The 15646-nt window shown below is 67.8% G+C and carries 12 protein-coding genes; 6 read left to right on the top strand and 6 right to left on the bottom strand.

The annotated features are described in order from the left end of the window. The first annotated feature begins 10 nt into the window (after positions 1-10). The 4 genes from MYSTI_RS14995 (at position 11) to MYSTI_RS14980 (ending at position 5084) form a co-directional block, all read left to right on the top strand. Entirely contained in the window at positions 11-928 is a 918-nt protein-coding gene (locus MYSTI_RS14995; protein WP_015348611.1) for a DUF3108 domain-containing protein, read from the top strand. A 112-nt stretch (positions 929-1040) separates the two neighbouring features. Continuing rightward, the gene (locus MYSTI_RS14990) at positions 1041-2567 is read left to right on the top strand and encodes a porin family protein (RefSeq protein WP_233278278.1); all 1527 of its coding nucleotides are present in this window, start codon (positions 1041-1043) and stop codon (positions 2565-2567) included. A 45-nt stretch (positions 2568-2612) separates the two neighbouring features. Next, positions 2613-3713 carry an imelysin family protein gene (locus MYSTI_RS14985; RefSeq protein WP_015348609.1) on the top strand — a complete coding sequence of 367 codons (1101 nt, stop codon included), beginning with the start codon at positions 2613-2615 and terminating at the stop codon, positions 3711-3713. Between the two features lie 33 nt (positions 3714-3746). Beyond that, a complete protein-coding gene (locus tag MYSTI_RS14980; RefSeq protein ID WP_044283667.1) occupies positions 3747-5084 on the top strand; it encodes a di-heme oxidoreductase family protein in 1338 nt (445 codons plus the stop codon). Between the two features lie 30 nt (positions 5085-5114). On the opposite strand, the gene MYSTI_RS14975 is transcribed toward MYSTI_RS14980, so the two are convergent. Beyond that, on the bottom strand, positions 5115-6011 hold the full coding sequence (locus MYSTI_RS14975; protein WP_015348607.1) for a LysR family transcriptional regulator: 897 nt from the start codon (positions 6009-6011) through the stop codon (positions 5115-5117). A 113-nt stretch (positions 6012-6124) separates the two neighbouring features. On the opposite strand from MYSTI_RS14975, the gene MYSTI_RS14970 reads away from it, so the two are divergent. Both MYSTI_RS14970 and MYSTI_RS14965 read left to right on the top strand, forming a co-directional pair. Continuing rightward, positions 6125-7021 carry an SDR family oxidoreductase gene (locus MYSTI_RS14970; protein ID WP_015348606.1) on the top strand — a complete coding sequence of 299 codons (897 nt, stop codon included), beginning with the start codon at positions 6125-6127 and terminating at the stop codon, positions 7019-7021. A 59-nt stretch (positions 7022-7080) separates the two neighbouring features. Further along, a complete protein-coding gene (locus MYSTI_RS14965; protein WP_015348605.1) occupies positions 7081-7443 on the top strand; it encodes a hypothetical protein in 363 nt (120 codons plus the stop codon). A 403-nt stretch (positions 7444-7846) separates the two neighbouring features. On the opposite strand, the gene MYSTI_RS14960 is transcribed toward MYSTI_RS14965, so the two are convergent. From MYSTI_RS14960 to MYSTI_RS14940, 5 genes are all read right to left on the bottom strand, one after another. After that, positions 7847-9085 (bottom strand): hypothetical protein, encoded by a 1239-nt coding sequence (locus MYSTI_RS14960; protein ID WP_015348604.1) that lies wholly within the window; start codon positions 9083-9085, stop codon positions 7847-7849. A gap of 71 nt (positions 9086-9156) precedes the next feature. Continuing rightward, positions 9157-9675: a DUF507 family protein gene (locus MYSTI_RS14955; RefSeq protein ID WP_015348603.1), complete on the bottom strand. Its 519-nt coding sequence runs from the start codon at positions 9673-9675 to the stop codon at positions 9157-9159. A gap of 133 nt (positions 9676-9808) precedes the next feature. After that, positions 9809-11749 carry an excinuclease ABC subunit UvrC gene (uvrC, locus tag MYSTI_RS14950; protein WP_015348602.1) on the bottom strand — a complete coding sequence of 647 codons (1941 nt, stop codon included), beginning with the start codon at positions 11747-11749 and terminating at the stop codon, positions 9809-9811. 12 nt (positions 11750-11761) lie between these two features. Then, positions 11762-13864 carry an excinuclease ABC subunit UvrB gene (gene uvrB / locus MYSTI_RS14945; protein ID WP_015348601.1) on the bottom strand — a complete coding sequence of 701 codons (2103 nt, stop codon included), beginning with the start codon at positions 13862-13864 and terminating at the stop codon, positions 11762-11764. An 84-nt stretch (positions 13865-13948) separates the two neighbouring features. Beyond that, the gene (locus MYSTI_RS14940) at positions 13949-15646 is read right to left on the bottom strand and encodes a M20/M25/M40 family metallo-hydrolase (protein ID WP_015348600.1); all 1698 of its coding nucleotides are present in this window, start codon (positions 15644-15646) and stop codon (positions 13949-13951) included.

Here is a 15646-nt window from a genome sequence, read left to right as displayed (position 1 = left end):
AGGAAGAAGGATGAGCTCCTTGCGCCCCCTGCTCGCGACCTGGTTGCTGCTGTGCTCCAGCGGTACCGCCTGGGCCCAGCTTCCGGACACGGAGGCCGACAAGCCCGACGCCGAGAAGCCCGCTGACACCCACTCGGCGGCTCCCATCGAGGAGCCTCCGCTCACCGTCGAGCCCTGCGCCCAGGCCCTGCCCGCGCTGCGCATGCCGCTGACGTTCATGCCCGGCGAGGTGCTGGAGTTCGACCTGGATGCCATGGGCGCCCAGGCCGGGAAGATGACCCTGCGCGTCCAGAAGCAACAGAACGGGCAGATCCCCGTGCTGGCGGAGGCGCAGACCAACTCCTTCTTCTCCAAGGTCCGCCGCGTCCGAGGCAGCGCCACCACCTGGCTCCACCCTCGCACGTTGCGTCCTCGGCGCTACGTGGAGGACGCGACGGAGAACGAGCTGCGCCGCAAGGTGGAGGTCGCCTTCACGCACAAGGACCGCGCCATCAAGGTCGACTACCAGATTGGCCAGCGCAGCAAGGGCCAGTTCAACTACACCTACGACAAGGATGGCCTCGACGTCGCGGGCTCCATCTACCTGCTGCGCCAGCTCCCACTCGAGGAGAACATGAGCGTCTGCTTCGACGTCTACGGCGTGCGCAGGCTGTGGCGCATGCAGGGACAGGTCCTCAAGAAGGAGCAGGTGACCACCCCGCTGGGTCAGTTCAACGCGTGGCACCTGTCCGGAATCGCCGTGCGCCTGGACCGCCCGAAGCAGAAGCGCGAGGTCCACGTGTGGATCTCCGACGATGCCCGCAGGCTGCCCCTGGCCGCCGTCGGCACGCTGGACCTGGGCACCGTGCGCGCCACGCTCACCGGCGTGAGCCGCCCCGGCGAGAAGCGACAGGAGGCTGGCCCTGGCAAGGAAGAGATGAAGTGGTGAGTCGCTGAGGCGACGCCCCTTCGTCCTCGAGGCCCGATGAGCCGTGCTCTCGGGCCTTTCCTTTTGAGCCTAAATTGATTCTGGTTTGCAAAATCAAAATCATGAGCGTAGGGTGCGCGGCGCACCAATGCCCGCTCGTCCTCGCTCCGTTCCGTCGTCGCTGTTGCTCTGTTCCACCCTGATGCTCTCCGCGGCGGTTGCCCGCGCGGATGGCTCCACCGGTTCGGGGGAGTCGCCCCCGGCGCCAGCGATGGCCTCCGCGCCCGCGGCTTCGGAGCCGGCGAGTCCCGCGCCTGCCGCCCCCGCGAGCCCGACGCCCGCGCCCGCTGACGCGCCAGCCTCCAGCCCGACGCCTTCCCCGGACGCGACGCCCGCCCCGGTGCCGGAGCAGCCCGCTCCGGTGTCGTTGTTTCCGAAGCGCCCGAAGCTGGAGGCGTTCTTCACTTCGTATGGAGAGCTTCAGTTCGCGTACTTCAACCACGGGCTCAACCAGAACCGGGCTCGTGGTTCGCAGCGCGACTCACGCGTGGAGTTCGACACGACGCGGCTGGTGGTGGAACTGAAGGGCGTGCTGCCCGACTACGGCCTCGAGGCGGAAGTCGAGGTCGAGTTCGAGCACGGTGGCACGGGCACCGCGATGGAGCTCGAGTACGAGGAGTTCGGCGAGTTCGAGCAGGAGTTGGACAAGGGCGGCGAGATCCTGGTGGAGGAGCTGTTCCTCTCCAAGAAGCTGGGCCAGAACGCCTCGCTCACGGTGGGTCGCTTCTATGTCGCGGTGGGGACGCTGAGTGAGTTCTCGCGCCCCATCGACTACCTGGGCACCACGCGTGACGAGGCGGAGACGAGCATCATCCCCAACACGTGGGACGAGATGGGCCTGCGCCTGCGCTACAAGTTCCCCTGGGGCCTGCGCCTCACCGGACAGCTGGTCAACGGACTGGACTCCACGGGCTTCAGCTCGCGCAACTGGGTGGTGGGTGGGCATCAGCGCCGCTTCGAGGTGCAGCGCGCCACGGACATGGCCGTGGTGGCGCGCGTCGACGTGACCCACTTCGATGGATTCACCTTTGGCGCCTCCGCCTACTACGGCGACACCACGCGCAACCGCCCCAAGGCGGACCTGGTGAAGAACTGCGAGAACGCCAACAACGAAGCGGAGGTCGCTCCGTGCGGCTATGTGTCCGCGCCGCTGACCATCCTCGACGCGCACCTCTCGGTGCGAAAGGGATCGTGGAGCGCGAAGGCGCTGGTGATGTGGGGCCACCTGAAGAACGCGGAGGCCATCTCGCAGCGCAACGCGCGCCTGTCCAACCTGCTCGGGGTGCAGCGCACGCCCGTGTCCGACAACGCGTTGGCCGTGTGGGGCGAGGTTGGCTACGACATCGCGCCCGTCGTCGGCCTGGGTGGTGACCACCAGCTCTTCCCGTTCGTCCGCTACGACTACGTCGACTCGCAGTTCAAGCCGCGCGCGGAGCTGTTCGACAACCCGCGATTCCGCCGCTCCGTCTACACGGTGGGCGTCTCGTACCAATTGATGAACGTGGCCTTCGCGAAGATCGACTTCGGCCACCGACGCCTGGGCTCAGCCGTCTACCGCCCGGAGAACACCCTGCGGCTCGCCACGGGCTTCAACTACTGACGCTGGCCACATCCAGCGCCCCCTCCCCCCAAAGAAAGGTCTGTCATGAAGCGCATGTCCCTGCCCCTCCGCCTGGCGTTCGCGCCGGCGCTGCTGTCCGGAGCCCTGTTCCTCGGTGGCTGCGGTGACGACGCGGAACCGTGCTGCGAGTCGCCGGATTCCAAGGTCAACTCGGAGCTCATCATCACGTTCGCGGACCAGGTGGTCGTTCCCACCTACGCGAAGCTCGCCACGCGGATGACGGAGCTGGACGCGGCCTGCAAGGCGCTCGCGACCGCTCCTTCCGCGGAGAAGCTGAATGCCGCGAAGCAGGCCTGGCAGGCGGCACGCGTTCCGTGGGAGCAGAGCGAAGGCTTCCTCTTCGGCCCTGTCGCCGGTGGTTATGACCCCGCGATGGACAGCTGGCCCCTGAACCTCGTCGACCTCCAGAAGGTGCTCAACAACGGCGACGTCCTCACGCCGGAGTACATGGGCAACCTCGAGAACTCGCAGAAGGGCTTCCACACGGTGGAGTTCCTCATCTTCGGCGATGGCGGCACCAAGACGGTGGGGCAGATCACGCCGCGGGAGTTCGACTACCTCCTGGCGACTGCGACGGAGCTCAAGCGTGTCGCCACGGTGGTGCACACCCTCTGGATTCAGCCCTCCGACGGCAACCCGCCGTTCCGCGACACGCTGGCGACCGCGGGCAAGGCCGGCAACACCGCGTATCCGTCCGTCCACGCCGCCGCACAGGAGATCGTGACGGGCATCGTCGAGATCCTCGACGAGGTGGCCAACGGGAAGATCGCCGTTCCGTTCGACTCGGGTGACCCGAACGAGGTGGAGAGCCAGTTCGCATACAACTCGCTGAGCGACTTCACCAACAACATCCGCAGCGTGGAGAACGTGTACCTGGGCCACCTGCAGGGTGAGACGAAGAAGGGCACGTCGCTTCAGGACGTGGTGGGCGTGGGCAGCGCGCTCGACGTCAAGATTCGCGGACAGATTGCCGCATCCGTCACCGCGCTGGCTGCTATCCCCGAGCCCTTCCGCGAGTCCATCAACGACGCCGCGTCGGCGGACGAAATCCAGACGGCCCAGACGGCCATCCGCACGCTCCTCGAGACGTTCCAGGGCGAGGTGCAGCCCCTGCTCACCAAGTAGCACCCGACCGCGGAACAAGAGCGAATGAACGCCATGCGACGTGCCGCGATGTGGGGAGCCTTGCTGCTGTGGACCGCCGGCTGTGGAGAGGAGGCACCAGGTGTGCCCTTCGCCCCACCGCGTGCGGGCGGGGCCACCACCATCGATGACCGCTCGTCGCTGGCGTTCATGCAGCCGGCGAACAACCTCTTGCCGGAGAATGACCGCCCCCACCGGGAGGGCGACGCGGCCTTCGCGGCGATATTCGTGCCGGCCCCCTCGCGCATCAACCCGGGGCTGGGCCCCACGTTCAACAACGACTCCTGCAACAACTGCCACCTGCGCAATGGTCGCGGCCTTCCGGTGATGGGCCACAACATCCAGCGCACCCAGCTCCTCGTGCGAGTGAGCCTCCCCCATGGGACCCCTGACCATCCTCGGGGCGCGGTTCCCGTCCCGGGCCTCGGGTTCCAGGTGCAGGACCGCGCCACCGTTGGCGTTGCTCCGGAAGCAAGCCTCTCCCTCTCCTGGGTGGAGCACGCGGGACAGTACCCCGATGGGGCGTCGTACACGCTTCGCTCGCCTCGGGTGCGCATCACCCCCACGGATGGCTCCGCGCTTCCGCCCGACATGCTCATGTCGCTGCGCCTGCCGCCCCCGGTCTTCGGGCTGGGGCTGCTCGAGGCGGTGCCAGTCGAAACCCTGCGCTCGCTCGAGGACCCGGATGACCGGAACAGCGACGGCATCTCCGGGCGGATGAACGAGGTCTGGGATGTGGCGACTCGCACGCTCGTGCCCGGACGTTTCGGGTGGAAGGCGAACAGCCCCACCCTCGTTCAGCAGTCCGCCGAGGCCTACTTCAACGACATGGGCCTGACGACCCCGCTCTTCCCCGAAGCGGACGGGACGTTCGAGGTCTCCGCCGACGTGCTCCAGGACGCGGTCTTCTATTCGCAGTCGCTGGGCGTGCCGGCACGCACGTTCCTGGACGACCCCACCGTCCAACGCGGAGAGAAGCTGTTCAGCAAGCTGGGGTGTGAGGCCTGTCACAGGGAGACACTGGAGACGGGAGCTCATCCCGTCGCGGAGGTCTCGTGGCAGCGCATCCATCCGTACACGGACATGCTGTTGCACGACATGGGGCCTGAGCTCGCGGATGGACGGCCGGATGGCGCGGCCACGGGAACCGAGTGGCGCACGCCCCCGCTGTGGGGACTGGGACTGACGCAGACCGTGCTGCCCTACTCCGGATTCCTGCATGACGGCCGTGCACGCACCATCGAGGAAGCCATCCTCTGGCATGGCGGTGAGGCACTGCCGGCGCGCGATGGCTTCAGGGCCCTGTCCGCCGATGAGCGCGGCGCCGTCCTGAGGTTCCTGGGCTCGCTGTAGCGCAAGAGGCGCCGCCGCGCGCCCGTCTGCTCACGGCGGCAGCGGCCTGTGCTTCAACGCATCCATCAAGAAGTCCCTGAAGGCCGCCACCTTGCGCGGCATGTGTCGCTCGGCGGTGGAGACGAACCACACGCTCCCCGCCGCGATGCTCCACTTCGGAAGCACGGGGACCAGTCGCCCCTCGGTGACTTCGGGCTCCGCGAGCAGCGAGTGCAGGAAGCCGATGCCCGCGCCCAAGCGAAGTGTCTCTCGCATGAAGAACATGTCATCGCATCGGATGACGCCCATGCGAGGCACGGGGCTCGTCTCGTCCCCGGGCCCCGCCAACCGCAAGGGCATCTCCGAGCGGAACGCAATCCACGAATGGCTCGCCAGCTCGCGAGGATGACGAGGCGTCCCTCGGCGCGCGAGATAGCCGGGCGAGGCATAGAGGCGCAGCGTGAGCGGACCCAGTCGGCGAGCACGCAGCGCTGAGTCCTTCAGTGGCGAGAGGGACAACCGGAGCGCGGCATCAAAGCCCTCCGCCACCAGGTCCACGACACGATTGTCCAGGTGCAGGTCCACCTTCACCGCCGGGTAGCGGGCCACGAACCGCGTGACGACATCCGCGAGCAGCGTCGCCCCCCAGTCCACCACCGCGGTCAGCCGCAGCTCTCCCGACGGCTCATCTTCCAGCTCGGGAAGCTCGCCCACCGACTTGCGCAGCGACGCGAGCATCGGCGACACGCGCTCGTACAGCGACTGGCCCGCGGTGCTCAGCGACACTCGGCGCGTCGTGCGATGGAGGAGCTGAACCCCCAGCGACGACTCCAGTTGGGCGATGCCCCGACTCACCGATGACTTGGGCATGCCCAGCTTCTTCGCCGCGGTGGAGAAACTGGCTCCCTCGGCGACGGTGACGAAGAGCGCGAGCTGGTTCAGGTCCATTGTTCCTCCCGTGGAACAGTATGCTCCAGGAGCGGACATTGTGCAGCGGGAGGCGGCCCGATACCTCTTGATGCGGAAGTCGAAGCCACACCCCCGCCACTTGGAGCCTGCCCATGTCCGCCTCCTCTCCCACCCTGCTCGTCACTGGAGCTTCTGGTCACCTCGGCCGCCGCGTCGTGGAGCTGCTGCTGGAGTCCCACCGCGGCCCCCTCATCGTCACCACGCGAGAGCCCTCGAAGCTCGCGGACCTGGCGGCACGTGGTGTCGTCGTGCGCAAGGCGGACTTCGATGATGCCGCCTCTCTCGACGCCGCTTTCGCTGGCGCGCAGCGACTGCTGCTCATCAGCACGGACGCGCTCGACGTTCCTGGGCGTCGCATCACCCAGCACCAGAACGCGGTGGACGCGGCCCGCCGGTCGGGAGTCCGCCACATCGTCTACACGTCCCTCACCCGCCCCGAGCCGGACTCTCCGGTCACCATCGCCAAGGACCACTGGGCGACGGAGCAGGCGCTGGAGAAGAGCGGCCTGGGCTTCACCGTGCTGCGCAACAACTTCTACGCCGACCTGTTGCTGCACAGCCTGCCCAGGGCCGTGGCGACAGGGCAGCTCATCGCCGCCACGGGTACAGGGGCTACCGCCTTCGTCACGCGCGAGGATTGCGCTCGCGCGGCCGTCGCGGCGCTCGTCTCGGCCTTTGATGGGAAGCGCACGCTGGATGTCACGGGACCCGCGGCGGTGAGTCACGAGGAGTTGGCGCGGCTGGTCAGCAAGCTGACGGGCCGCCCCGTGCAGTACCTTGCCGTCGACGCCGCGAGCCTCACCGCGGGCATGGTGTCCCACGGCCTGCCCGCCCCCCTGGCCGAGGCCATTGCCTCCTTCGATGTGGCGGTGGCCGAAGGGCGGATGGACAAGCCTTCGCCCGCCGTCGCGGAGCTCACGGGGGGTGCGCCGGCCAGCATCGCGAGCTTCCTGGAGAAGCACCGCGAGGCCCTCCAGGCAGCGCACTGAGGAGGTGAAGAGGGGGCGGGAAAATTGACGACATGCTACGGACCTGTAGCGTCGAGCGCATGCCCCCTCTCGCCCTCGCCGCCCCCGTGCTCTCGCGCCAGGCCGACCCGGTCCGAGTGGCCACCGAGCGTCTCGCGCGTGCCCTTCCCGCCCGCGCGGATGCGGCGGTGCTCGTCGACCTCCTCGAGGATGACTTGAGAGAGGGTCTGGATGCGCTCGGCGACGTCGAAGCCCACTTCGCCGAGCTCCTGGGCACGCTGCGCACGGGCCCGCTGTCCCCCGTGAGCCTGGTCAACGCGGGGGATGACCTGCGCGTCGTCGAGCGGCTCGACTACCTCCACGACGTCGTTCTCCAGCTGCGCAAACGTCTGGCGCAAGCCGCCGCGATGGCGCGGCAAGTCCCCTCGACGCGGACGCGCTGAGCGCAAACCGTTCGCGCTTCGAGGCGCGGCACGGGGGCCGATGTCTCCCAGCCCCCTGTGCATGACGTCACGTCACGCAGACGGTCACCGCGAACACCCACGAGTGGGGCTCCCGTAGTCGCAGCTGCGCCTGCATGCGAGAGGTCCCGGGCGCGCACTGCCCCCGAGCGCTCGATGAGCTGACCCCTCATCTGCGTCCATGGGCCTGCGCGCGAGGGCTCGCATGACGTGCACCGTCCCGCGAATCTCCAAGCGATGACCTCTCGTCGCTCCCCACGCCCCCACGGGTGAGGGCTCCTCATCACGCGCACCAGCCACGTGCCCTCACAAGGCGGAGGCGCATCCCCATGCACGCGGCCTTCGCCGCGCACACCGTCCGCCCCCCAAGCCACAACGCCCGGGGCTATGGCGCGGGCGCTCCGGGCGAAGGTGTCACTGGCGCCGCATTCGCTGGCGCGGGTGTCGCCGTGAGCGGAGTCGCGGGCGTCGCATTGAGCGGTGCAGGCGTCCCCACCGGGGCAGGCGCAACACCGGCATTCAGCGGCGACGGCGCGGTCACCTGCGGCCCGCTGCTGTCGCTGACACTCAGCGGCGGCTCGGTGGCGATGAGCCCCGGACTCACCTGCGCGGCCCCCGTGAACGTATTGAAGTTGGGAGTCCCTACCAGCGGCACGGAGAAGCTCCCCGTCGTCGACAGCCCCCCTGGCACCACCACCGAAGGACCCGAAACGTTCAGTGGTGGATTCCGCGACTCGACGACAGGAACCCCACCCTCCAACACCCGCGGCGCGCTCCCGGGCACCGCCACGCGCGTGGTCCCCTTGGGGCCAGGGCGAGGCGGCGGAGGCAGCACCGGAGCCAGGCCCAGATACGTCGTCGACGGCACCGGCGTCAGCCGATCCGCCGCCACCGTCACGTTGCCCGTGTTCTCCACCACCGCCAACGAGCGCACCGGGACGCCCCCCACCTCGATGGCTACGTCCTCGAAGATGTACTGGACGAAGCCTCGAGGCTCCATCTCCGGCGGCAGGTTCCACGCGAGGACCACCAGCTCCGTGTCCCCCTCGCGCGCCTGCCGCATCATCCGGTGCGTGCCGTCGTCCGAGAACGCCCCCGCATCCAACGCCGCCACGTGCACGAACGCCGAATCCGTCAGCAACTGGCCATTGCGCCACACCCTCCCCACGCCCCACACCGCCACCGCCGCATGCGAGCGGGTCATCGCCGACCACCCCAACCCCGTGTCGCCGTAGATGGGCACGTCCAGCAGCACGCCCCCCACCACCGGATGAGGCGGCGGCGAGGGAAGCGGCCGGGACGGTGCCTGGGAATGGGTCAGGACGGGCGGGAAACCCGCCTGTGACAACTCCACCCAGTACTCGGAGGCCCCCAGGCGGAACGACGAGGAGAACGTCGCCTTGTCGCCATAGGTGGCTTCCTGGAGCGGAACCCGGTCCTCGACCGAGAGCTCCGCGCTCCCCGTTCCGGACTCAGCCAGGTCCGTGAAGGGCAGCGACCCCTGGATGAAGAATCCGTCCGGCTGCTTGGTCCTCGCGCGGGCCTCCTGGCCCTCGAACGTGAACCCGCCTGGCCCCGCGGCCAGCAAGCCGGACAACAGAAACGCGGTGAGAGGTCCCGCCATCGACGCTGCCTCCTTGTGGAACAAGGTAGGCAGCGGAGCGGGGAGTGGCAGCCCTCTCCCCTCGAGAACGCCTAGATGAGACCGCGAGCCCGGCGGATCTGCTCCACCGTCTTGTTGTACTCGATGTCGAAGGCGCTGGTGCCCTCCTGCAGGTGCTTCAGGCGGGAGCGAGCCTCCTTGTCGATTTCATCGTCGACATCCAGGTGCCGCTTCATCACCGCGAAAATCTTCTGCCGCAGCGAGGTGTCGGCGGAGAACACCTCTTCGACGTTCCGGCTGATGAGCAGGAACTCAATCATCTGGTTGATGACGTACTCGATGCCCTCGTCGCCCATCTTGAAGCCGCGGACGTCCGCCATCTCGCGCTTCACCTGGTTGAACTTCGAGTAGTCATACCCACGACGCTCCAGTGCCTCGCGCGTCGCCTGGTTCACACGCTCTTCGTTCGCGAGGTACTCACGCATGATGGCGGAGAGGTCCATCTCGGCGTCCGCCACGCGCATCGGCTCCACCTCGATGTCCCCATCCTGCATGAGCTGCTGAATCGCCTCTCGCGAGATGATCGGGATCACCTTCGGATACAGCCTCATGTCGGTCCCTCGCCCTCTTTGGACGTGCTCGAATCATCAACCGCTATAAATCAGCGCCGAGCCCAGTCGCAATTAAAAACCCCAGGAACGTCGCGGTTCCAGCGCCCTTCCCCCGCAGTCTGGAGCAAGTTAATCACGCCGCTCCGGGCGGCGACCCTCCCCGCGATTTTTCGTTCGCCGGTTCTTGCGCATCATCCAGGGAGGCTTCTCGGATGGGGTCTTCGTCCTCCTCATCGAGGTGTCCATGAAGCCCCGCATGGACGCGCTCCGCCATCGCAGGGCCCACGACTTCCGCGAGCTCCTCGATGCTGGCGTCGTTCACGCGCTTGAGCGAACCGAAGTGCCGCAAGAGCGTCTTGCGCCGCACCTCCCCCACCCCCGGAATGTCCTCCAGCGCCGAGCGTACCCGACTCTTGCGCAGCACCTGCTTCTGAAAAGTGATGGCGAAGCGGTGGGCCTCGTCCCTCATGCGCGTCAGCATGAACATCTCCGCTGAGTTCTGCGCCAGGACGATGGGGTCCTTTCGCCCCACGACGAACACACGCTCCGGACTGCGAGCGCTCTCCGCGTCGCGATCAAACACTTCCAGGTCCCGGCTCTTGGCCAGGCCCACCACGTCCACCGTCTCCACGCCCAGGTCCTTCATGGCCGCGTGGGCGCTGGCGAGCTGGCCCTTGCCACCGTCGATGACGAGCAGGTCCGGCAGGTCGCCGTCCTCCAACCCTCGCTTGAGGCGGCGCGTCACGACTTCGTACATGCTGGCGAAGTCGTCCTGCTTCTCCAGCGTCTTGATCTTGTACTTCCGGTAACGGGACTTGTCCGCGTCGCCATCCGTGACGGCCACCTGGGAGGCGACGATGGCCGAGCCCTGGAAGTGGGAGATGTCGAAGCACTCCATGCGACGCGGGAAGTTGCGCAGGCCCAGCCGCTGCTGGAGGCGCGAGAGCACCTGGTCCGTTTCGTCCTTCGTGCGGCGGCGCTCCAGGAAGGCCTGCTCGGCGTTCTTCTCCGCCATCTTCACCAGCTCGTGCTTCTCCCCCCGCTTGGGCACGAGCACGCGCACGCGGTCGCCCTTGCGCTCGGAGAGCAGGGCCTCCAGGCCCTCCGTGCCGTCCTCCGGCTCCAGGGGCAGCAGCACGTCCTCCGGCACGAAGCTGCCCTGGTCGTAGTAGAGGTTCACGAAGGAGGCGAGCAGCTCCTCGTTGGGGAACTCCTGGCTGCCGAAGGGGAACGCCTGTCCGCCGTTGAGGCGGCCCTGCCGCACCCACAACACGTAGAACAGGATGCGGTCGCCCTCGCGGTGCAGCGCGAAGACGTCCTGGTCCTTGAAGTCCGTGGTGGCCACCTTCTGCCGTTCCAGGCTTCGTTCAATGGCCTGCAACTGGTCGCGCACCCGCGCGGCCTCCTCGAACTTGAGGTCCTGGGACGCCCGCTTCATGCGCAGGCGCAGGCCCTCCACCAACTCGCTCGCCTTGCCCTCCAGGAACATCACCACTTCATCCACGCTGCGGTGGTAGTCGTCCTCGGGGACCGGGTAGACACACGGCGCCGGACAGCGGCCGATCTGGAACAGCAGACAGGGGCGCTTGCGGTTGGCCAGGACGTGGTCCGTGCACGTGCGCAAGCGGAAGTAGCGGTTGATGATGCGCAGCGTCTCGCGGATGGCGCCCGCGCTCGAGTACGGGCCGAAGTAGCGCGCCCCATCCCGCTCGTACTTGCGCACGACTTCCAGCCGCGGATAGGCGTGGGTACGGTCCAGGCGCAGGGAGATGAACTGCTTGTCGTCCTTGAGCAGGACGTTGAAGCGCGGGCGGTGCTTCTTGATGAGCTCGTTCTCGAGAAGCAGCGCCTCCTTCTCGTTGTGGACGAGCACCGTCTCCAGGTCGCCCAGGAGTTCGTCCAGGAGCGACACGAAGACCCGCGTGTCGCCGGTGCGCGTGAAGTAGGAGCGCACGCGGCTGCGCAGGTTGATGGCCTTGCCCACGTAGATGATCTGCCCCCGGCGGTCCTTCATCAGGTACACGCCGGGCTCGGTGGGAAGGGCGTCGAGCTTCTCCTGGAGCTTCACGTCCATGGCCAGTGACTCCTAGCGACGTCCCCGGGGGCGAGACGTCCGGCCCTTGCCTCGCCCTCGCTTGGGCGCGTCGTCCTCCTTGCCCTTGGCGGGGGCCTTGAGCAGCGAACGCGAGGCGGGCTTCAGCCCCATGTCCATGTCCTTGAGCTGCTGGACCCGGTCCCGGTACTCGGCGGCCTTCTCGAACTCCATCGACTCCGCGGCGCTGAGCATGTCCCGCGTGTACTCCGCGATGAGCCGTTTGATCTCCTTGGCGTCCAGGAGGTCGTCCTCGCCCTCGGCCGCCATGGGCAGCGTGCCACCGCCGTCCGCGTCGTAGAGGTGCTCGGAGAGGTCCGTGATGTTGCTCTTGACCGAGCGCGGGGTGATGCCGTGCTCCTGGTTGTGCTTGCGCTGGATTTCACGCCGACGCGTCGTCTCCTCCAGCGCCTTCTTCATCGAGTCGGTGATGGAGTCCGCGTACATGATGACGCGGCCATTCAGGTTGCGCGCGGCGCGGCCGATGGTCTGGATGAGCGACACGTGGCTGCGCAGGAAGCCTTCCTTGTCCGCGTCGAGGATGGCCACCAGCGACACCTCGGGGATGTCCAGGCCCTCGCGCAGGAGGTTGATGCCCACGAGCACGTCGAACTCGCCCTTGCGCAGGTCGCGGATGATGGCGGTGCGTTCAATGGCGTCGATGTCCGAGTGCAGGTAGCGCACGCGCACGCCCACGTCGGCGTAGTACTCGGTGAGGTCCTCCGCCATGCGCTTGGTGAGCGTCGTCACGAGGACGCGCTCGTTGCGGCTGACGCGCAGGCGGACCTCCTCGAGCAGGTCGTCCACCTGATTGCCCACCGGACGCGTCTCCACCTCCGGGTCCGTCAGACCCGTGGGGCGGATGATCTGCTCCACCACCACGCCCTGGGACTTCTGCAGCTCGTACTCGGACGGCGTGGCGGAGACGAAGACGGCCTGCGGAACCAGCTCCTCGAACTCGCCGAACTTCAGGGGGCGGTTGTCCAGGGCGCTGGGCATGCGGAAGCCAAAGTTGACCAGCGTCTCCTTGCGCGCGCGGTCGCCTCGGTACATCGCGCCAATCTGCGGAACCGTCTGATGGCTCTCGTCGATGAGGACCAGGATGTTGCGCGGGAAGTAGTCGATGAGGCACGGGGGCGGCTCGCCGACGCCGCGTCCCGAGAAGTGCCGCGAGTAGTTCTCGATGCCGTTGCAGTAGCCGACCTGCTCGATCATCTCCAAGTCGAACAACGTGCGCTGCTCCAACCGCTGCGCCTCCACCAGCTTGTTGTCGCGCTTGAAGGTCTGGAGCTGGTCGGTCAGCTCGTCGCGGATGGTCTGCAACGCGCGCTTGCGCACGTCCTCGCCCGCGACGTAGTGGCTGGCGGGGAAGATGACGATCTTCTCCAGCGTGCCCAGCGTCACGCCGCGCAGCGGGTCGAACTCGGTGATGCGCTCCACCTCGTCGCCGAAGAAGCTGACGCGTACGGCGCGCTCCTCCTCGTAGGCCGGGAACACCTCCACCGTGTCTCCGCGCGCGCGGAAGGTGCCTCGGTGGAAGTCCATGTCGTTGCGCTCGTACTGGCCTTCCACCAGGCGGCGCATGAAGGCATCGCGCCCCATCTCGCCCCCGGTGTCCACGCGCACCGCGAGGTCCACGTAGCTGCGCGCCGCGCCCAGGCCATAGATGCAGGACACGCTCGCCACAATCACCACGTCGTCGCGCGTGCGCAGCGAGTGCGTGGCGGAGTGGCGCATCCGCTCGATGTTGTCGTTGATGGACGAGTCCTTCTCGATGAAGGTGTCCGTCGACGGAACGTAGGCCTCGGGCTGGTAGTAGTCGTAGTACGAGACGAAGTACTCGACGGCGTTGTTCGGGAAGAGCGTCTTGAACTCGCCGTACAGCTGCGCGGCCAGCGTCTTGTTGTGGGCGATGACCAGCGTGGGCCGCTGCACGTTGGCGATGATGTTCGCCATGGTGAAGGTCTTGCCCGACCCCGTAACGCCCAGGAGGGTCTGGTAGCGGTCGCCCCGAAGCACGCCCTCCGTGAGCTCTCCAATGGCCCTCGGCTGGTCGCCCCCGGGCTGGTGTTCGCTGACGATCTGGAACTCAGGCATATCCGCGAGATCTAACACCCTCGCGGTTCGAAACACTGGACATTTGTATCCGCCCGTCGTGCGACGGACGGAGCACTCCGGGCCCTACTTCGACGCGCCCTCCGTGGGCTCGGGCGGAGGCGCCTCGAGTGCCTCGAGGGCCGCCCTCCGGGCGGCTTCGAACTCGTCGCCCTTGTTCCACCGAGGCAGCTCCGGAGCACGGGCCACATGGGCCCCCAGGAGGAAGAACAAGCGGGCATCCTCGACGGCGCCCGACATGTCCCACTCCGGACGCAGTTCGTCGGACGGCTGATGGTAGTGCTTCGCCTCCCAGGCCTCGCGCTGCAACCGGCCCCACCCTTCGGGCCGGCCGATGAAGTCCATGCCGCTGCCGAAGTACGCGGCGGGAATACCTCGGCGCGCGAAGTTGAACTGGTCGGAGCGGTAGAAGAAGCCCCGGTCCGCGAGTTGGTCCGCCTTCACCACGCGGTTCTGCGTCTTCGCCAGCGAGGTGATGAGGCCGTCGAGGTTCGACTTGCCCAAGCCGATGACGGTGATGTCACGCGTGCGGCCGTGGATGTTGGCCCCGTCGATGTTGACGTTGGCCGCGATGCGCCCCGCGGGAACAGGCGGATGCTCGGCGAGGTACTGCGAGCCCAGGAGCCCCTGCTCCTCCGCGGCCACCGCCGCGAAGAGGATGGAGCGTCGAGGCGGCTGCGGAAGCGCGCGATAGGCCCGCGCCACCGCCAGCATCGCGGACACGCCCGCCGCGTTGTCGAGCGCGCCGTTGTAGATGGTGTCCTCGCCGCCACGGCCCCCGTCCTTCATTCCCAGGTGGTCATGGTGCGCGCTGTAGAGCACCACCTCCTGGGACAGCTTCGGGTCGCTGCCAGGCAGCAGGGCCAGCACGTTGCCCGTGGGCCGACGCCGCACCTCGGTGGCGAAGCGCGTGGACACCGTCACGCCCAGCGGCACCGGCTGGAAGTCACGCGAACGAGCCGCCTCGCGCAGCACGTCCAGGTCCTTGCCCGCCAACCGCAGCACGCGCCGCGTGGCGTCCTCCGTGGCCCAGCCCTTCACCTGCATCCGCGGACCCGAGGCCTCGGGCAGCTCGAACTGCTCGCCCGTCCACGACGACTGCACGACCTGCCACGGGTACCCCGCGCTGGCCGTGGTGTGGAGGATGATGGCGCCCGCCGCGCCCACCTTCGCGGCCTGCTCGTACTTGTAATCCCAGCGGCCGTACCAGAGGCGCGTGCGCCCCGCGAAGATGCGCGGGTCGTCCTCCGGGTCGCTGTTGAGGACGAGCAACGTCTTGCCGCGCAGGTCCATCCCCTTGAAGTCATCCCAGGCGTACTCGGGCGCCTGGATGCCGTAGCCCACGAAGACGAGCTCGGAGGCGTCGAGGCTCGCCTCCGGGCTCTGCACGCCGGAGACGGCGATGAAGTCCTCGTGGAACTTCAAGTCCAGGTGGCCCCGCGGCGCGCGGATGGCCATCGACTTCGGATGGCTGGTGATGCCCACCAGGTCGAAGGGCTGGAAGTACGTGCCGTCCGTCCCCGCGGGCTTCAGGCCCAGGGCCTCCAACTGCGAGGCGATATAGGCCTGCCCCAACGCATCCCCTCGAGTGCCCGGGCCTCGGCCTTCGAGCAGGTCGTGCGAGAGGAAACGGATGTGAGCGCGAAGGACCTCCGCGTCGATGCTCGCCGAGGCGGCCTTCTCCGCGGGCGTGGAGAGCGGCACGCGCTGCGCGAAGGCGGAAGTCGACGACAGGGCCAGGACCAGGGGCAGCAGGCGCTTCAT

The organism is Myxococcus stipitatus DSM 14675, from assembly GCF_000331735.1.
In the GTDB taxonomy this organism is placed as follows: domain Bacteria; phylum Myxococcota; class Myxococcia; order Myxococcales; family Myxococcaceae; genus Myxococcus; species Myxococcus stipitatus.
The sequence above is the reverse complement of the archived record's forward strand: the minus strand, read 5'-3'. Positions and strand labels throughout refer to the sequence as shown.